The organism is Moorena sp. SIO4A5, assembly GCF_010672005.1.
Classification (GTDB): Bacteria; Cyanobacteriota; Cyanobacteriia; order Cyanobacteriales; family Coleofasciculaceae; genus Moorena.
This window is the reverse complement of the sequence record NZ_JAAHHZ010000030.1, coordinates 12,628-31,447: the sequence shown is the minus strand read 5'-3', so window position 1 is coordinate 31,447 and position 18,820 is coordinate 12,628. Positions and strand designations below refer to the sequence as shown.

Annotated in this window: 14 protein-coding genes and 1 pseudogene; 10 read left to right on the top strand and 5 right to left on the bottom strand. The window is 43.6% G+C overall.

The genetic code is table 11. The features are described 5' to 3' along the window. Positions 1–42 precede the first annotated feature (42 nt). The 5 genes and pseudogenes from F6K57_RS11290 to F6K57_RS11270 all read left to right on the top strand — a co-directional run. Positions 43–927, top strand: coding sequence for a hypothetical protein (locus F6K57_RS11290; RefSeq protein WP_293024372.1), 885 nt, complete (start codon positions 43–45; stop codon positions 925–927). A 121-nt stretch (positions 928–1,048) separates the two neighbouring features. Beyond that, complete coding sequence (locus tag F6K57_RS11285) at positions 1,049–1,198, top strand: hypothetical protein (protein ID WP_293024374.1); 150 nt, start codon at positions 1,049–1,051, stop codon at positions 1,196–1,198. A gap of 26 nt (positions 1,199–1,224) precedes the next feature. Continuing rightward, entirely contained in the window at positions 1,225–1,389 is a 165-nt protein-coding gene (locus F6K57_RS11280) for a hypothetical protein (protein ID WP_293024376.1), read from the top strand. Beyond that, positions 1,390–2,277, top strand: a complete 888-nt coding sequence (locus tag F6K57_RS11275) for a hypothetical protein (RefSeq protein WP_293024378.1) — start codon at positions 1,390–1,392, stop codon at positions 2,275–2,277. A 317-nt stretch (positions 2,278–2,594) separates the two neighbouring features. Then, positions 2,595–2,873: pseudogene (locus F6K57_RS11270) on the top strand (Uma2 family endonuclease); the annotation flags it as partial. Between the two features lie 345 nt (positions 2,874–3,218). Here F6K57_RS11270 and F6K57_RS11265 read toward each other — a convergent pair. Next, positions 3,219–4,271: a M42 family peptidase gene (locus tag F6K57_RS11265; RefSeq protein WP_293024380.1), complete on the bottom strand. Its 1,053-nt coding sequence runs from the start codon at positions 4,269–4,271 to the stop codon at positions 3,219–3,221. Here F6K57_RS11265 and F6K57_RS11260 point away from each other — a divergent pair. Next, complete coding sequence (locus tag F6K57_RS11260; RefSeq protein WP_293024381.1) at positions 4,251–4,418, top strand: hypothetical protein; 168 nt, start codon at positions 4,251–4,253, stop codon at positions 4,416–4,418. The genes F6K57_RS11265 and F6K57_RS11260 overlap by 21 nt on opposite strands. A 305-nt stretch (positions 4,419–4,723) precedes the next feature. On the opposite strand, the gene F6K57_RS11255 is transcribed toward F6K57_RS11260, so the two are convergent. Together F6K57_RS11255 and F6K57_RS11250 are read right to left on the bottom strand one after the other, a co-directional pair. Continuing rightward, positions 4,724–5,824 carry an SGNH/GDSL hydrolase family protein gene (locus F6K57_RS11255; RefSeq protein WP_293024382.1) on the bottom strand — a complete coding sequence of 367 codons (1,101 nt, stop codon included), beginning with the start codon at positions 5,822–5,824 and terminating at the stop codon, positions 4,724–4,726. 425 nt (positions 5,825–6,249) lie between these two features. Beyond that, positions 6,250–7,749, bottom strand: coding sequence for an S-layer homology domain-containing protein (locus tag F6K57_RS11250; RefSeq protein ID WP_293067506.1), 1,500 nt, complete (start codon positions 7,747–7,749; stop codon positions 6,250–6,252). Between the two features lie 168 nt (positions 7,750–7,917). On the opposite strand from F6K57_RS11250, the gene lepB reads away from it, so the two are divergent. After that, positions 7,918–8,550 carry a signal peptidase I gene (gene lepB, locus F6K57_RS11245; RefSeq protein ID WP_293024385.1) on the top strand — a complete coding sequence of 211 codons (633 nt, stop codon included), beginning with the start codon at positions 7,918–7,920 and terminating at the stop codon, positions 8,548–8,550. A gap of 326 nt (positions 8,551–8,876) precedes the next feature. Here the strand turns inward: lepB and F6K57_RS11240 are convergent, their stop codons facing one another. Further along, positions 8,877–11,588 (bottom strand): DUF3536 domain-containing protein, encoded by a 2,712-nt coding sequence (locus tag F6K57_RS11240; protein ID WP_293067502.1) that lies wholly within the window; start codon positions 11,586–11,588, stop codon positions 8,877–8,879. Positions 11,589–12,315: 727 nt separating this feature from the next. On the opposite strand from F6K57_RS11240, the gene cax reads away from it, so the two are divergent. Further along, entirely contained in the window at positions 12,316–13,434 is a 1,119-nt protein-coding gene (cax, locus tag F6K57_RS11235; protein WP_293024387.1) for a calcium/proton exchanger, read from the top strand. Between the two features lie 295 nt (positions 13,435–13,729). Continuing rightward, a complete protein-coding gene (locus F6K57_RS11230; protein WP_293067499.1) occupies positions 13,730–14,923 on the top strand; it encodes a serine/threonine-protein kinase in 1,194 nt (397 codons plus the stop codon). Positions 14,924–15,037: 114 nt separating this feature from the next. Here F6K57_RS11230 and F6K57_RS11225 read toward each other — a convergent pair whose 3' ends face one another. Next, positions 15,038–17,242, bottom strand: coding sequence for a recombinase family protein (locus F6K57_RS11225; protein ID WP_293067496.1), 2,205 nt, complete (start codon positions 17,240–17,242; stop codon positions 15,038–15,040). Between the two features lie 117 nt (positions 17,243–17,359). On the opposite strand from F6K57_RS11225, the gene F6K57_RS11220 reads away from it, so the two are divergent. Further along, a complete protein-coding gene (locus tag F6K57_RS11220; protein ID WP_293067493.1) occupies positions 17,360–18,751 on the top strand; it encodes a proton extrusion protein PcxA in 1,392 nt (463 codons plus the stop codon). The last annotated feature ends 69 nt before the right edge of the window (positions 18,752–18,820 follow it).

Here is an 18,820-nt window from a genome sequence, read left to right as displayed (position 1 = left end):
GCGTTTTTAATGGTGTTATCGAACTTATGGAGATAGTCAAGTATGCAATTTTTAAAGCCTAAGTCTAGCAGAAAAGATACAAATCAACTTATCTTTGACATTGCCGAGTATAACAGAGATAGGGACAGAAATGAAATCTATCGTAGATTAAGCTCTTTGAATTTGTATTCACCAGTTGTGAGTAGCAAGGTTGAGATGAAACCTGGTGAGAAGTACACTATTACTGAGGGCATGAACCTAGAGCTTCCTTCCGTAACTATTCAATCGCTTCAGTTAGTCCTGTTTTTTATCAATAAGAATGATAGGAGGCTTGGGGATCGTTTCATCATGGTGAGTGTTGCTGAAGCCTTCGACATGATTGAGAAAACCAATGACTTCCAAGGTCTTTTATTTTACAATGACCAAGAATCCTATTTTGGAATTTTGCGCCAATACTTTAATCGGATCAGAAGGGATTTTTTTCCGAAAGAGCCGGAAAAGTTCATGGTTCCTCCAGGTCATAAAATTGTAATGGTTGTTCCTGTAAAGCAGGCAACCATTCAGGCGTTGGAATCAGGCATTTACATTGTAGATTTTGGACAGTACTGCAATAGTGTTCAAGTTTTCGCGGAAATTGACAAACTTAATGAGTCCTCAAAACCTGTAAGTATTATTTGGATTATTCAATATGATTTCATTGCCTATTTGGAATCTACTGGAGGTATTGCCAGTTTTCTAGTAAATCTCAGTAAACTGATCAGTTATAACCCTCATTCCAGAACTATTGTTATTCCAAAAAACGCAATTTTTAAAGCATCTTTTCGGGATTCGCTTATTCAGTTAGGAGCGCACATATTTTCATCAGGATATAATGATAGTTGTTTCGTGGAAGTACATAAGCCTGATGGCTCAATTACAGTTGGGATGGGCGGAAAACCATTCAGTTAAATGAAAACCTATGGGTTTAGTCAGAGATAGGAAAGTTAAGTCAATTGTTATGGTCTTAAGTCGAATATGGATGGGGTGAGGCGGGGTGAGGAATGGAATGGAATTCTCCTAGGTCGCCGCTATGGGATTGACCGTTCGCGAAGCGTTGGGCTTTGCCCGAAAGGTCACGCTACGCGATCGCATTTCCCTAGGTTTAAATTCTCAATTGATTATAAATAGTCAGTTTACCGACCTGGGACTATGGCCTGTTGTCAAACTCGTTGTATCCTAAACAATAAGCGATGGCAGGGTGCATTAATGAATCGAGTCAACTTAAGTAATCAGCAATGGGAGAGGTTACCAGAACACTATCGAAAGTGGGTGCATCGTGGCAACATGGTTTTATCGGTGGCAAAAAGCCGGGATAGCGATCGCTCCAGCGTAACGCACCGAACCTGTAAAGACACCCACAGCAAAGGATAGATGACTGAATTCCAGATTCGCTTAGCTAAAATTTCAGATGTAGAACCTATCTTGGCTTTCTGCCAATATACGTGGGAAAATCAAAAAGATTACATGCACTTAGTATTGGAGAAACGGATTAACAATCCTGAAAATAAAGTTTTTGTAGTTACTCTTGATGATATCCCTGTGGCGATGCAGCAAGTCGTTATTTTGTCAAAACAGGAAGCTTGGCGAAGTTCTTTGAGAGTAGATCGTCGCTATCGACGGCGAGGTTTATCTAAATTATTAGATTCCCATACAAATAAGTATTTATCTAAAATAAATGTTCCTATATTACGTTACTGTGTCTTGTCTGAGAATGAACTAATGTTGAAAATTATCTCTCGCCGAGGAGATAAAAAACTAGATAGTTATAGTGTTTATAAAGCTGATGCTGATACTGTTACTTCATATACCAACCAATTAATTCAATTAGATCTGAAACATTTTGATGATATTTGGTCTTTAATGATTAGAAAAAAAATATTATATAAAAAAAAAAGTTTTTACACACAATTAATTCCTAAATGTCAAACTATTACTCCTGAGTTAGTAAAAGACTGTCTGCTTGGGGGAAAAGTTTTCGGATTAATACAAAATGAAAGATTACGAGGTATAGCTATTCAAAGTTACTCGGAACTTTCAGAGGAAGAGTTTTATATTGGTTATCTTCATGGAGAGCCAGAAATCTTGACAGTGCTTCTGTGTGAATTATGCAAATTAGCCTATTCTTTAGGTAAGTCAGTGGTTAGAGGTATTTTTCCGTTGAATGATATTTTCGGCGATGCTCTTTCCCAAGCTGCTTTTCAAAGAATAGATCAAGCTGAAGCAGGGATATATCGCTCTTCTTTAAAAATTAAGAATTAAGAATTAAGAATTAAGAATTAAGAATTAAGAATTAAGAATTAAGAATGCATCAGGGCTGTTTCATTCTAAATTGCCATATTTTATGCATTGACGAGGATAGGTCGTTTCAACATTCGATAATTCAGGTATGCGATGACTGAAAGCCTGTAAAATCCTTACCTATATCCAGAATAAAATAACCCTAGTGAATGCATAATTAAGAATTAATAATGTAGAAGGTAGAAGACAAAAGGTAGAATTAAATTATAAATTATAATTTATAAATTATTAATTAGTAGGATAGAATAGGGTTATCAGCTCTGGTAACAGTTTTTCCTATGGTTCAGCAGCTTCAGCCCACCACCGATGACATCTTCTATCCCGAAAGTGACGGCAAACCCTTGGCGGACAATACCCTTCAATTTGAACTAATTACCACCATTAAGTATGGCCTGGAAGCCCTATTCAAAGATGACCCTAATGTGTTCGTTGCCGGGGATTTGTTGTGGTATCCAGAACAAGGACAACCCAAAATCAACCAAGCCCCGGATGTGATGGTGGTTGTGGGTAGACCGAAAGGGCATCGGCGTTCCTACAAAACCTGGGTTGAAGATAACACTAAGAATGAAGAATGAAGAATGAAGAATGGTGAATGAAGAATGGTGAATGAAGAATGGTGAATGAAGAATGAAGAATGAAGAATGAAGAATGGTGAATGAAGAATGAAGAATGGTGAATGAAGAATGAAGAATGAAGAATGAAGAATGAAGAATGAAGAATGAAGAATGAAGAATGAAGAATGAAGAATGAAGAATGAAGAATGAAGAATGAAGAATGAAGAATGAAGAATGAAGAATGGTGAATGGTGAATGGTGAATGGTTAATGGTTAATGGTTAATGGTGAATGGTGAAGGCAGAATGGTGAATTCAATTCTCAATTCTTAATTCTCAATTCTTAATTCTTAATTCTTAATTCTTAATGAACTATAAGTCTCAAGAATCTCGATACAATTTGCGATCGCACCCAAATGAGCAATTTCATAACCATGGGTATTTTGAGTAGGAAAACTCAAGCAAGCAGCACGAGCAACATGACCAAACTTCATGGCGATCGAAGCATCAGAGCCAAAACCATCAATAACCGCCAACTGAATCGGTACCTCACAACTTTCTGCCGCTTGTTGCAATTCCCGATTTAACCCTTCATCGTACATGCCATAATTATCTTGAGAGAGCAACACTGGTGCTGGTCCATCTTCGATGGGATACTCCGCAGACAACGGACAAATTTCCAGAGCAATCAACGCATCTAGAGATTGATTTTGGGTAAAATACAAAGCCCCAATTGCCCCGACTTCCTCCTTTGCTGATGCCACCAAATAGGTATCAACTGCTGGAGTTTTCAACCGTTGGGCTAAGCTTAGCAAAATCGCCACGGATGCCTTATTATCCAGGGTATAGCTAGCAATATAATCCTTAAGGCGCACAGGTCTCTTACGATGTTTACCAACCACCATACGAGTGCCTGGACGCACCCCAGCCTCTGCCAATTCTGTAGCACTACATTTAGTTTCAATCCAGGCATCTTGCCAACGTAGAGGAGCATCATCCTGCAACGCTTTTTGGGGAGATTCATGGGAAACATGACGTGAGCCAAAGGAGAGAATACCGCTAATGGTATAGTTATCCCCCAACAGCTCCACCACACCCTCACCATAAACCCAAGGAAAAGAACCCCCCAACCGGCGCACTTCCACCCGTCCTGCGTCACCAATCCGTTTAACAATCGCACCAATTTCATCTTTATGAGCAGTAATCGCAATGGGACTGGCACCAGCATCCTTACCAGGGATTTTAGCAATTACATTTCCCGCCCGATCCTGCCAAGTTTCCACCCCTAAAGCTTGAAACCGATGCAGTAACAATTGGTCAATTTCCCCTTCCGCACCACTAGGGGAATGGTGCATAACTAACTCTTCTATGGTTTTGAACAGTTGGTTGTAATTGTTAGTCATTGTTGGGAAGAGGGAGTAGGGAGTAGGGAGTCGGGAGTAGGGAGTCGGGAGTCGGGAGTAGGGAGTCGGAACCCACCCCTAACCCCTCCCAGGAGGGGAACGGGAGTCGGGAATCGGGAGTCGGGAATAGTAGGAAAGAAAACCTAGGATTTTTTGATGTTATGATAACTCAGAATTGGGTTTCATGATCTAATTGAAAACGGTATCTAGAGGGAGCTTCGGAACAGGTAATAGTAGGAAAAAACTCCTAGTATTTTTTGATGATAGTGGTAAAGATGTAGTGATTTAGGCGTTGGTCTGGTCAAGGTTTCGGGAGCTAAAGTCAGGAATTGTATAGCACTACCAGGATTTTTACCGATTCCCGACTCCCGACTCCCGATTCCCGATTCCCAATTCCCGATTCCCGATTCCCGATTCCCGATTCCCGATTCGCGCATTCTAAATTCTAAATTCTAAATTCCCGATCCCCTCTTCCCTATTCTCTTAGAACCTATTCCTAAAGCCCCCAAAGCAAATAGACCTAAAGCCATTGCTGGTTCAGGAACATTAGTTGGGTGTGGATGGTTATTAGCTGGGTGTGGATGGTTATTATCTGGGTGTGGATCGTTCAATGCTGATAGGGCTAAATCCGCAATGATTCGATAAACACCAGTGGTTGGATGTTGTAAATCCCAGAATAAAAACTCTTCGGGATTCTCACATACAAATTGTGCTGGTATATTCAGACAAGGAGTAGTGACATTGGTGAAACCAAATTCCTTCGGCTGAGCCAGAATTTCCTTAAATATAGAATTAACATCAACCGGGATGATATTGACATCTGAGTCGGCAGTCTGACTGAATTGATCCAGTAGTTCAGACAAACCAGAATTATGGTCTTCTATCAAGGTGTTGAGGGCATCGGTAGTACCAGGAACACGTCCATCAACTCCCAGAGCAATGGGCGTATTGCCCAAATCTGGCAAGTTAACGACCATAATAGTCTTAGCCCCAACATCAGTCAGGTCTTGGAGTGCATCTGACAAATTTGCCAAGGTGGTGTCAGTTTCTGTAAATGGTTCAAAAGTGCCTTGGTTGGGTAGATAATCATTAGCACCAGCCCACACTATATACAGAGCATCTGGGTCAGCAGACTGACCGGCTTGTATTAGGGGAACAGTAAAGGCATCAATCTGCGGTTGCAATCCTGGTAAAACTTCCAATCCAGAGAAGGGAACAGGGGCAGTTTGTACAGTGCCTGTAGTAGAACCACCAAAAGCGAAGTTAATGCCTTCAGTAGGGATAGCACCTGAGCCAAGAGTGGTAAACAGAGTAGGGTTTAATTCCAAATCCCCTGCAAGATAATCCACCCAGTTGGGACCATTGGAAAAACGTCCCTCAAAATAGGGTGGACTGGGGGGAATTCGCTCTACGGTGGCATTAAACAGATTGCCTTGATCAGAGAGGCTGTCTCCAAAGATATACATCTTGCTAAACAACTCGACAGCATTTGCCCTCAGGGGCAACATTAAAGAGAAAAAGACTAATCCTGTAGCGGCAATTTGTGTCTTCATGATGTTATTTAACTTAATTGCAGATAATTATCTCAGCTCATGTCCGATTTAATACTTATCCTTCTTGGTTGATAGTAAATTGAACCTTGAAAATTAACTAACCATAAGCAATTAGCAATTCAAAATTCAAAATTCAAAATTCAAAATTCAAAATTCACAGGCATCAGATCAACCATTTTAGACGTGATTAACCGGACTTGATATAGCAGTCGCCAGGGCAGGCGCGGACATGACAAAAGTCTCAAACCTAAGTAAGCGCAAGAGTTTGACTTCTGACTTCTGACTTCTGACTTCTGACTTGTGCTATATCATGTCTGCCATTGACACACTTGACCAATCACCACTAATTACTAACCCATGACAATAGCTATTCGTAATTGTGCTTAAGCACAATTAAAAGCTGTTTTCAGCTGTTTTGTATGCACCTAATTCGATGGTTTAGCTTTTGGTGCCCCTGATGGCTGACTGGTTTGAGGTTTAAGAAACAGTGCTTCTTTTGCAGATTGCCCTTCACCCTGAGAACCGAAATACCAAAGCGCTGCTCCTGCTTCAGCACGGGTGACTGGTTTTTTAGGCTGAAACAATATTGTATAACCAAAGACTCGGCGAATATTTGCCAAATCGCCATTTCGGAAATCAGCTAAGACGGCTCGCAATGCTTTCGGGTCAATTTCGGCGGTATCTTTGAAGCCCCAAGTTTCTTTCACTGCTTCAATAGAGGCTTTGGGCAAGGCTTTACGAGTATCGAGAGGCACTTTCCACACCATCAGATTTTCCCTAGTCAATGGTGCATCTGGACGAAACAATACTGCCGTAGAATCGCCACTGAGGGGACTAGGAATTAATCCAGCATCAGCTAATCCCTGAATATAGGGAAAATCAGGATCCGTACGAGGCACATCCTGAAATGCAGGTTGAGTAGTTTTGGATGCTAAACGGATTTGCAATCCTGGACGATTGGCATAGATCCGATTATTCGCATCCATCAGCCAACGGGCATACTGACGGCGGCTTATGGTTTGATTGGGGGCAAACTGAGTACCTTGACTATCAGCATTGGTCTTTGGATTAGCTGTGCCTGGGGTTAAGACTCCCAATTTTGCCAAATCTGCCACATACTTACGCAAATCTCGGGGGACTTTATCCAAGTCAGTAAATTTCTCAGGTTCTCCTGACCTGACCTGAGCTGGCTTACTCGCAACCTCAGAGGGTTGTGTTGGTTTCTGGGGTTGTGTTGGTTTCTGAGGTTGTGTTGGTTTCTGAGGTTGTGTTGGTTTTTGAGCTTGTGTTGGTTTCTGGGATGGTTGTGGTTTCTCAGCTTGTGTTGGTTTCTCAGCTTTGGTATCCTTACCATCCCGGACGTACTGAATATCAAATGTGGTCACACTGCTGTTGGTAGCAACCGCTGGGGGCTTTGATGAGGAGGCAGCGCTCGATTTGCCAGTAGTGGCACGAGAAGGAATCGAAAGGGTAACATCCAAGTCATTACGACGGACGATGAATGTGCCACCATCTTGCTCTTCTGGCTGGTCGAGGACTTCCCAGCCTCCCGACTCAAAGGTCTTTTGGTAAAAGTTCTGAATTAAATTAATTGGGTCAGGGGATGACCAAATCGTCAGCTTACCTGGAGCAGCAGCATCTTTGAGGGGTTCCACTTGTTCCAAGGTTGCTTGTTGATAACGGGGAATCTCAGTGGGGAAGTCTTCTGGCAACGGTACTGACTTCTGTTTCTGGGGAGTACTTTGAGGCTTGTTCGGAGATGGCCGACCCAAGTTTTTGGGTGGGTTATCTTTCAGTGTGGGGTCTGCTCCCAAAGACCGCTGCAAAGCGTCACCTAGGTTAGTGTTGGCGCAGGCACTCAACACACCCAGAAGACAAACCGCTAAACTCGCACGTAGGACAGAGTGTGGAAACAGCACGGGCATTGTCCAACAACAGTACTCACTTCCTAAACTAACGCAAATTCACAAAAGGGCAATCAAGCGTGTTATCCTGGCTGAGTTGCCAAACTAGTAAAGATGTTTAGGGCTAGGGGGGCGGTCATACCCATAAATCTGCCTTACCGTCAATTTAAATGTCAATTTAAATCTTGTATGGATGCACAGAAAAAGAAATTAGCAGCACCGAGTGAATCTTCTGAATCTGTTCAGGAGCAGCAAGCAGATGCTCAGGGTCAACAACAGGCCAAGGGTGGCACGCCATTCTGGAAGCAAGTACAGGAAAATTTCCAAATTATTGCGATCGCACTAGCCTTAGCTCTATTGATTCGAGTATTTGTCGCAGAACCTCGCTACATTCCCTCGGATTCCATGTACCCGACTTTGGGAATAGGCGATCGCTTAGTGGTGGAAAAAATCTCTTACCGTTTCCATACCCCTAGAGTCGGTGACATTATAGTGTTTGAACTACCGCCACAATTACAAATTTTGGGTTACTCAAAAGACCAAGCTTTCATCAAGCGGGTGATTGGCACATCCGGTGATACGGTTCAAGTCAAAGATGGCAAAGTTTATCGCAACGGTACTCCTATAGACGAGGACTACATTGCCCAACCTCCCCATTATCAGATGGGACTGGTGCAGGTGCCAGAAGATCAGCTATTTGTCATGGGAGACAACCGCAACAATAGCAACGATTCCCATGTTTGGGGTTTTCTAGGTAAAGACAAAGTCATTGGTCGTGCCTGTTTCCGTTTTTGGCCACTTAGTGAACTTGGTTCGATCTGAACTATAGCAGTTTTCAATGAGGTTAGTAAACAGCTATAGAAAATGTCGCAGAGTCTACCAAAAACTCTTATTATTTGTTAAAATTAAATTAGGGTAACACCGACCGGGATTATTATGTAACTTAAATTAAAGCCGAAAACCAAGGGTTTAATAGTTGCGCTGTAATCCCGGTGTTATAACTTTTTTGAGATTTTTATGGTCAGTGGTCAGTGGTCAGTGGTCAGTGGTCAGTGGTCAGTGGTCAGCTTATTTTATTCAAAAGCTGATAGCTGATAGCTGATAGCTGATAGCTGATAGCTGATAGCTGATAGCTGATAGCTGAATGCTTACAGGTTGGTGACCCAACCACTGAGATCCACTGCTAAGGTTTGACCCAACTTGAGTAGGGGGCTTGGGGAAAGTGAAGCACTGAGGGCAGTGCTACAGGTACACATTTTACATAGCCAGGGATAGCTGCCATTGCTATCACTATCTTTGTTTTGACTATCTTTCTTTAAATCTTGGCTTTGGATCAGCTGAGGCAAAATTTGGTTATGGAAGTACTGCAAGTAAAGTTCTTGGCAACGATCTAAGGATAAGCTTAGATTGAGCTGATTCCCAACATCAATCATTTTGTCTAGCCGTTGAATATCGACTTCCACTTCCTCTGGGTTGCTATCGTAAAGAATTTGCCAGAGCGTACGCAAAATTAACTTTTCTAAGGTTTGCTTGACTTCTAGGGTATTCAACTGACAGTGGAGATGATTCGCTGCTGTTGCGATCGCTTCTAACTCTGCCAACCTACTCCATACCACCTGCTGATCACTGCTATCACTATCTAATGCCCTAATCACAGTAATACACTGATTGGATATAGCAATTTCTGCTGCTACTTGCAATTCCTTGGGAATAGATAACCCATCTCTCTGGAAAGCCATCAAGGCTCTATAGTTATCCCGATAAACCTGGGTATAGAGCTGATCCAAACGGGTCAAGGTTTCCTGGCTCAACAGCTGCATAATCCGGTGTCGCTCTTCAGGAAACAGATGCTGCAAATTAAAATTTTGCTGCCCAAACAGCTGATTCATTACCAAAATTGTGTGGGCTGCACTGGCTTGCTCGAGGGCATTAAATAATCTTTCCAACCGCTGGCGGTAGGCTCGACATTCAGCAAGGGGTTGAATACAGCAGTGGAAGTCCCAACCACCTAGGTATAGCAAGGCAAACACAAAATCACCACTTTCCCTAGTTATCTCAGAAACCAATTGTAACTGTCCCACAGCTAGGGTTAATGCCCCGATTCGTTTTAGCTGGTAATATTGCTGATGGGCATAGTAACAGTAGATTTTGTCTTCTTGGGAATAGTTTTTAAATAGGGAACTAATGGCATAGTCTGCTACTACTTGCTTGCAGCTAACCTGGGCTGACACCACTAGTTGCCGATAAATCTGGTCACCAGTTTTAAAGCATTCCACATTACTGGGTGCTAGAGCAAGGCGTTGGATAAATTCTTCTTCCAGTTGGACTTTAGCAACATTAGCAGCTAACTCCATAGCACGGGCAGCATAGCGTAAAATCTGAACCCCTTCTAGACGGGAGATTTCCTCAAAAAACCAACCACAACTGGTATACATCAGCAGAGCATGACGCTGCATTTCCAGCAGTCGTAAGCCATCCACGTGTTCGGCGGTCGTCAGTGGGTGAGTACTATGACGCTCCAGAAAACTGTCCACATTGGCTGGGGAACGGTTCCGAATCACTTCGATATACTCATCCCGCGCTAGCCAAGGGTCATGGAAGAATTGGCTACCAGTCTCTTGATATACCTCAATCAATTGATCCCGTAACCAATCCAGGGCATTCCGCAGGGGACGACGCCACATTTGGTGCCACTTCCCGTCACCACCACAGCCACAATCATCTTGCCAACGGTCAACCCCATGGGAGCAACTCCAGGCTGTTACTGGCTTCAGTACCACCTCCCAGGTGGGTGGATTAAAGCTAAGGTAGTGGGCAAAGTTGGTTACTGTCCAGTTACGCTCGGGAAACTCATGGGTAAAAGCGTAGGCAATACACTTCTCAGTGCCTGTTTTGTGATGGCCAAAGGTTTCTCCATCCGTTGCCACAGCAATCAACTGGGCACTGCGATGATTCCCACGTACTGCTTGACCCAAACGCTTGGCAAAGTGTTCAGTGCTGCTGAGTAAATCATTGAAGCCCATATCTCTGGAGATTGGGCCATCATAGAAAAAGATATCAATAAATTTGCCATTTTTGAGGAAGCAACGGTAAGGGCGAGTAGGGTCAATCTGAGCACCTCCCACTTCCTGCCATGGAGAATTACTATTGTGTTCACTGGTGTGTTCACTGGTGTGTTCACTGGGAATTGGGCGGCAACGTTGAGCTTGGGAAGGGGCTAGGATAATAAACCGAATATCTTCTGCTACCAGTGCTTCCAAGGTGGGATAGTCTACTGCCGTTTCCGCCAGCCACATCCCTTCGGGTTCACGACCAAAGCGGGAACGGAAGTCCGCTTTTCCCCAACGGATTTGGGTGTATTTGTCCCGTTCATTGGCTAAGGGAAGGATGATGTGGTTGTAAACTTGAGCGATCGCATTCCCATGACCATTTAAGCGTACGCAACTCTTCTTGTCCGCTTCCAGAATCCGCTGATACACTTCGAGATCGTAATCTTCCAGCCATGACATTAAGGTTGGACCAATATTGAAGCTCAAATAGTCATAGTTGTTGACAATATCTATCACTTCCCCTTGGTCATTTAATACCCTAGCAAAGGCATTGGGGCGGTAGCACTCATAGTAAATCCGTTCGTTCCAGTCATGAAACGGAGCAGCAGTAGGCTGACGCTCAATAGTATCTAGATCAGGGTTTTCCCGAGGCGGTTGGTAGAAATGACCGTGGATAGTAATATAGACACCTGTGGCCGTATCTAGGGAGTCATTGTTGAGCGTCGAGTAGTGTTTGATCTTGGCAGTGGACTTAGCAGTGGACTTTATTTCCTCAGCTTGTAACACTAGCAGTTCAGCTACTGAAGTCATGGGAATATGCATTCAAAAAACAGCAACACAGCTCACCCAACCCGATAACTTCATGTTTGGGACTCGGAGCGCGAATACCCTTGAGCAAACTTATACTGGTTTGGCAGTAACGAACAAAAGTAGCGGATAGTTGGGACAGCGGATAGTTGGGACAAACGTTAAATGCTTAACACAATGATTAATTCAACCGCAAGGTTTAATTCAAGTAACTCCAATCAGTTTATGCAAATTGCGGTAATCTTATCAATCTTCACCAGATCATAGCAAATTTCTATGGTTAAAAAATATATCCTAAGACTGATGCGCTTGAGGAATGGTTGAGTATCCAAAAGCAATATTGCAGCACAACAGTTACAGAGTAAGGTACTTGACTATCTAATTTGGCTATCTAAGTTCAGGACTTACGCACAGACACCATGGGTAGGGTGGGCAAGGTTTTGCCCACCCTACAGGTAGCTTGACTATCTAATTGGCCTATCTAAGTTGATTAGCTAACACCAGTCTAAATTTAATCTGTTCATGTTATGAAACAAACCGTCAAACCATCCCCCCACCTCCCTATCTCCCCATCAGTCTCAACCCAAAAATTAACTGCGTGACAGCTTAGGGGCGTGACAGCTTAGGGAGACGGGGGGATGGGAAGAGGGATTGACCAAGTCCCTTTCGATACTGCCCTAGTCCCCGAGAGTAACTAGAATAGTAATTCTTTTGAGGTAAAGAAACCTAAATGCTCACCAAAAACCAAATTTTGTCAATTTTGCTACTGTTTATTCCCATTTCAGTAGCCGCTGAATTTCTAGAGTGGAACTCGGCAGTTATCTTCATTACCTCTTGCTTAGCAATTATTCCTTTAGCAGCATGGATGGGAACAGCCACAGAAGAAATTGCTGTGGTGCTCGGTCCAAACCTAGGAGGGTTATTAAATGCCACCTTTGGCAACGCTACAGAATTAATCATTGCCCTAATTGCCCTGAATGCTGGGTTAGTAGAAGTGGTTAAAGCCACCATCACTGGCTCCATCATCGGTAACCTACTCCTAGTGATGGGATTTGCGATGCTGCTGGGTGGATTGCGTTACAAAGAACAGGAGTTTCAGCCCATTGTGGCGCGGGTGAATGCCTCTTCAATGAACCTAGCGGTGATTGCCATGTTGCTACCGACAGCAATGGATACCACATCCATTGGTATTCCTCAATCTACATTACAACAGCTTTCGGTGGCAGTTGCCCTGGTTTTAATTCTGGTTTATGGGCTAACTCTATTATTTTCCATGAAAACCCACACCTATCTGTTTGATGTGGGAATGGCAGAAATGGAGTCAGAAGAAACAGGGGAGGGTGAAATTGCCAGTTCCGAATCTCAACATCTGCCTAATATCTGGTTGTGGGTAGGAGTCTTGGTAGTGGTTACCCTGCTGGTGGCACTAGAGTCAGAACTTTTGGTGGATAGCTTGGAATCTGCCACATCACAGTTAGGACTAACAGCGCTGTTTACCGGAGTAATTTTACTGCCCGTAATTGGTAATGCAGCAGAACACGCCACTGCGGTAACTGTGGCGATGAAGAATAAGATGGATCTCTCAGTTTCCGTAGCCGTGGGGTCTAGTCTGCAAATTGCCCTATTTGTTGCCCCAGTGTTAGTGCTGGCTGGGTGGTTTATGGGTCAGCCCATGGATTTGGATTTTAATCCCTTTGAATTGGTAGCAGTAGCCGTAGCTGTTTTGATTACTAATTCGATTAGTTCTGATGGTAAGTCAAACTGGCTCGAAGGGGTTTTGCTATTGGCAGCTTATGTGGTATTAGGACTAGCGTTTTACTTCCATCCAGTGGTTGAGGGATTGGGTTGATTTAACACCTAGTGTGTAGAGTCTGACAGATGAAGGTGATGATGAACAAAGAATTTCAAGTCAATAAACTGTCAACATCCCTGTCATCCCAAAAAAATCTGGCTATATTAGAGCTAGAGGGGTCAAATGTCAATGATAAATCGGTTTGATTCGTAAGACAAATTGATTGGTAAGAAAAATCATCATCTAATCCACCCCTTTAGCCTTTGCCCTTTGCCCTGTATCCACCCATCTAGCTTGAGATTAACCGAGCACGCTGATGGGATGGATGAGCCACTGAGGACATTAAGCCGAGATGCTGGAAGCCGAACAGATATTACATGAGCGCTATCAACTGAAGCAACAACTGGGACATAATGCTGGACGACAAACTTGGCTAGCTGAAGACATAAGAGTGTCACCTCCAGAATTGGTAGTTGTTAAACTGCTGGCATTTGGTGGTGACGTTAATTGGGACGATTTAAAACTCTTTGAGCGAGAAGCACAGGTGCTTAAACAGCTCAATCATCCCCGGATTCCCAAGTATCTTGATTATTTTAACATTGATGACCGAGTACTCTGGTTTTGCTTGGTACACAACTATATTCCTGGCTCCTCCCTCAAGGAAAAACTAAATCAAGGTAAACGATTTACAGAAGGGGAAGTGCGCCAAATAGCTGTGGATGTGCTGAAAATTCTTGAATTTCTCCATCAGCTGAATCCAGCCGTACTACACCGAGATATTAAGCCTAGCAATCTAATTTTAGGAGATGATGGGCAGATTTATGTCATCGATTTCGGGTCAGTACAGGATCGGGCTTCCCAAGAGGGCGCGACATTTACGGTAGTGGGAACCTATGGTTACGCGCCCATGGAACAGTTTGGTGGTAGGGCAGTACCAGCCTCGGATTTGTATGGCTTAGGAGCGACGTTGATTCATTTGCTCACCGGGACTGCACCTGCTGACTTGCCCCAGCGGAATTTGCGCATTTGCTTTAAAGACCAAGTCAACCTCAGTGCTAACCTGATTAGCTGGATTCAGAAGCTGACCGAACCGGCTCCAGAGCAACGCTTCAAAAGTGCGTCTGAAGCAATTCTAGCCCTAGAATTGGGCATGACACTAAATACTCGCAAAAGCAACAAACTGAGCAGACCCACCCGAGCCACCTTTGTGAATAATTCAGGTCAAGGGGGTTTAGGTGATCCTCGAATACCGATACCAGATGAAATCAAAGGCTGGAACTGGGGAGCTTTTTTGATACCTTGGTTTTGGCCTATGACAAATAATGTTTGGATTGGACTGATAGCATGGGTGCCTCAATTGGGTTGGTTAATGGCGATCGCGCTCGGTGCCAAGGGCAATGAATGGGCTTGGAAAAGTCGTCGCTGGCGGAGTATTGAACACTTCAAAGCTCACCAAAGAGGCTGGGCAATCGTGGGGATTCTCTTTGGCGCACCACTGAGCGTGATGTTGTGGATACTTGTCTTGGGCTTGGTCTCTGGTTTTTAATACGAAAAGGATCTAGCTTGCTGCTTCACCCTGGGCAAACTTCAACTCAAACATGCCAATACTTCTAACAGAAATATCCCAGGAACTTCCAGTAGAATTGTCAAGAAACAGTATTTACGCAGTATTTATCAAAGATAATAACGGACCATTCTGCTCTGTGCCACTAACCGCTAATTCGCTATGACACAAGTAAACCCGCTCTGTAACTCTACCGAATAAATCTCGCAAAATTCGCTCTAATCGCTGTTGATCAGCTTGGACTTTATCTTCCTCTGTCCAAGGACGTCCAGACCATTCCTTTAGAAATAGATGAGCTCCGAAAAGGGTAGCTGCACCACCACTGAGCCAGAGGGAAGAACCGGCATCTAACCAAAAGTGCCAACGGTGGCAGCGGCGAGCGGCACGGTATTGGAAAATAGTAGCGAGGGTGACGGCATTGGTAGCTGTGGGTAGGCGGCGGACGGGATAGGGATTAGCAGTAACGGTGCCACGACGTAGCATCAGAATGAATTGGGCGATAATTTGGGTGGAACGCTGACGGTTAGACGGTTGTTGCTTGGTTTGGCTGGAATCATCCACCTTCAACTCTTTCCCCAGGCGTCCATTCACTTCCCAGTAGTGTTGAGCGGTTTCCATCAGTTCCCGCAGTGCTGCTAGCTGTTCATAGGCGAGATTAGAACCATGCCACAAAAATTTCTGAATGGCGCGGTCGAAAACTACCAGGCACGAAGGAATCAAACCCTGTTGTTGTTGCTCCCGCTGTAGTTCTAACCATTGGAAAATCTCTGAGTAGGCAGTTGTTGCCTGATGCCCTAACCTATCCCAACGAGGAAACGACTCCACTGGTAATAGGCGAGGTTGCTCAGGATCAGGAGCATAACAGTGATCCGCTAATAAACCAGCACGGACAGGGTCAATTAGGGTTGCCGGTTGCAGATTTGAACTCTCAACCTTCAACCTTTCAACATTCAACCTTTCAACCTTCAACCTTTCACCCTTCAACTCCTGCACTTGTGGTTGGCTACTGAGTACTACCAGCATTTGTGCGATCGCATCTCGATTCACTAACCGTCCCAAGCCAGGATACACTAGCGCTAGTAGGGTTAGTAATCCCTGAACCATCGGTGAGCTAATTAATGGGCGCTGGTCATTGAGGGGTTCGACAGCAATGCCTTGGTTAGTCAGGATTTCCGTTAAGGTGTAGCGTGCGATCGCATCTAGACCTGGAGCAATGATTGCTATTTCACCAGGCTGCACTTGCCCAGACTTGACCGCTTGACTAATCACCCCAGCCGTTTGCTGCAACAGTTGAGCGCGGGAGGTGGTTTGAATCGATTGGATAGACTCAGGTATATCATCAATAAACATGGAATTAGTAATTAATTCCACTACTGTGTTTGCCAATTCAACCGGCATTGCATCGATCGATAAATCCGGTAAGATTTCCACCAAGCAACGGGATGCCAAATCCGCTAGATAATTGGGGTCAGCATTAAGGCCCAAGCGTACCTGTCCATTAGGATTAAAGCTAAAAGCTCCCACAGCCCCTTGATTGAGTAGAGTCTCAAATAAATCCCGAGCGATCGCAGGATAGTCATCCACATCATCCGCCAGCACTGCCTGATACCGCTGCTGCAAATACTGCTGATAAGTGGGGTCTGCCAACAAATACCGCCAATACAGTTCAGCAATAATCCCGTAGGTTAATAATCCCCTCTCTAGACACCAGCTTCGCCACTCTAGCAACAGCTTTCCCACCGTTGACCAAAGTTCCGGGTTTCCTTCCTCCTCTGGAATCCCGACCGTTAACATGTGGGGAATGTCTTCAACAGGTATCCCACTCACTGCTGCTAATTGTAACAAGTCCAGGAGCCGACGAACTCTAGTGTAATCATTCCCCCCTGGCAGTTGTAGTAGATCATTATCCAGGTCAGTACGCCAGTGCTGGGTGGCTAAGTCCTGCTCAGTCTCAGGACGCAATCGCAACGGAAACTGTGCCTTGATATCCAATCGCCCAATTAACAAGGGCCAAAATAGCATTACCTCATCTTGGAAAAAACCTAAAGGTGTCTTGGAAAGTACTGGATACCGTCCCCGGATCACCTCTGTGAGCCGATCCGCCAGCTCACGCCGATTATCGTCATTAGCCGCAAACACTAAAATTCCTGGGGCTTTTGAGGGAGTTCTTTGATATCTTGAACTCGAATTTGGGTTTGACCAATCCAGTCCTCCTTCAACCCATTGGTAAAACTGACTCACAAGGCGAGTTGTTTTGCCAGTGCGAGTTGAGCCAATGATCCACAGTGAATTTTGAGCCACAAAATTTTTCTTTAGGTAATTTGCTATTATAGCACAACTAGGATGTAAGAGTTCTAGGAATAATTAGGTGTAAGAATGCACCCCTTAGATGTTGAGAGTATGATCCTAGAGAATTGAATGAATCTTCAAACTATCTTACGCACAGCTAGACAATGGTTCTTCAATACACCAGAGAGAGCCTTGGATCAGGCATACAAAGCGGCACTAAAAATTAAAGCGATTGAAGATGAATATTTTGGAGGTCAAAAAATCTCCGCCGATACCAGTCAATATAGTAACAGCGTTATTGCCTATTTTGAGGCAGAAATTAATAAATATATCAAGACTATCAACGTTAGACTAGCAGAATTTAAAACCAGTCGTTCTGTTATAATAAATTCTGAATTAACTGGATCTAATCCTCTCGAAACTAGTCAACAACAAGCTAGGGAAAATTCTCGGTTATCTGAGTCAATCGACCTCAGCGATCAGCAGTCAATACTTATTGAAAAATTAAATTTTATTGATGAAATTATCAACAAGTATGCGGCCCCAAAACCGGAAAAATCCACCGCAGCATTGATTCCCATAGACCAAAAGCCAGATAATCAGATTACTAACTCCAGTCCAAGACAGGTTATCAACCAAAATTCCAATCTTCGAGAAGCCCCTTATTCGGAATCAGACAACAATTCATCGGTCAATAATCAAGGAGCTAACTCCAAGAAAGTAACGGATAAAACCGGTGTATTACCTAGGTCAATTGTAGGGACGGTCAAAAGAATTCAGCAGGAACTCGATCCACGAGCTGAAGATAAAGTTGTCAAAACCTTTCGTCGGTCTCAACGTAAAACCGTAATCTCTATTAAGTTTATCCTAATTTTAACTATTGTTCCTATTTTAACCCATCAAATTTCTAAAACGTTTCTAGTTAGTCCCATAGTTGAGCACTTTAGAAGTAACCATGAATCAGCTATTTTTTTAAATTATGAGATGGAAGAAGAAGCTCTGATAGAGTTAAAAAAATTTGAAGAAGAACTCCACTTTAAAAGCTTACTGGGGTTTACTCCTAAACTATCTGAGGAGGAGATGGAAGAAGAGATTAAGCATAAAGCTAACGAACTGGCAGAAGACTATTATAATCAAGGATCTAATGCCATTAAAAATATTTTTGCTGACATTATAGCTCTAGTTGCTTTTGCCTTAGTTATCATGAACAGCAAGCGAGATGTAATTATTTTAAAATCTTTTATGGATGATATTATCTATGGACTGAGTGATAGTGCCAAAGCCTTTATCATTATTTTGTTTACCGATATGTTTGTAGGATTCCACTCTCCCCACGGTTGGGAAGTAATCCTAGAAGCCGTATCCCGACATTTAGGAATACCAGAAAGTCGAGAGTTTATATTTTTGTTCATTGCCACATTTCCAGTTATCTTGGATTCGGTTATCAAATATTGGATTTTCCGCTATCTGAATCGGATATCTCCTTCAGCAGTAGCTACCTATCGCACGATGAATGAATAATAATATACCAGTCGAAGTAAAGGTTAAGACATGTTTCTGTTCCCTACTCCCTACTCCCTACTCCCTCAC

Excerpts from the sequence above, each read along its gene's own strand:
- F6K57_RS11290 (WP_293024372.1), top strand. The coding sequence starts at position 43 with ATGCAATTTTTAAAGCCTAAGTCTAGCAGAAAAGATACAAATCAACTT.
- F6K57_RS11285 (WP_293024374.1), top strand. The coding sequence starts at position 1,049 with ATGGGATTGACCGTTCGCGAAGCGTTGGGCTTTGCCCGAAAGGTCACG.
- F6K57_RS11275 (WP_293024378.1), top strand. The coding sequence starts at position 1,390 with ATGACTGAATTCCAGATTCGCTTAGCTAAAATTTCAGATGTAGAACCT.
- F6K57_RS11240 (WP_293067502.1), bottom strand. The coding sequence starts at position 11,588 with ATGACTTCAGTAGCTGAACTGCTAGTGTTACAAGCTGAGGAAATAAAG.
- F6K57_RS11280 (WP_293024376.1), top strand. The coding sequence starts at position 1,225 with ATGAATCGAGTCAACTTAAGTAATCAGCAATGGGAGAGGTTACCAGAA.
- F6K57_RS11265 (WP_293024380.1), bottom strand. The coding sequence starts at position 4,271 with ATGACTAACAATTACAACCAACTGTTCAAAACCATAGAAGAGTTAGTT.
- lepB (WP_293024385.1), top strand. The coding sequence starts at position 7,918 with ATGGATGCACAGAAAAAGAAATTAGCAGCACCGAGTGAATCTTCTGAA.
- F6K57_RS11220 (WP_293067493.1), top strand. The coding sequence starts at position 17,360 with ATGAATCTTCAAACTATCTTACGCACAGCTAGACAATGGTTCTTCAAT.
- F6K57_RS11255 (WP_293024382.1), bottom strand. The coding sequence starts at position 5,824 with ATGAAGACACAAATTGCCGCTACAGGATTAGTCTTTTTCTCTTTAATG.
- cax (WP_293024387.1), top strand. The coding sequence starts at position 12,316 with ATGCTCACCAAAAACCAAATTTTGTCAATTTTGCTACTGTTTATTCCC.
- F6K57_RS11250 (WP_293067506.1), bottom strand. The coding sequence starts at position 7,749 with ATGCCCGTGCTGTTTCCACACTCTGTCCTACGTGCGAGTTTAGCGGTT.
- F6K57_RS11230 (WP_293067499.1), top strand. The coding sequence starts at position 13,730 with ATGCTGGAAGCCGAACAGATATTACATGAGCGCTATCAACTGAAGCAA.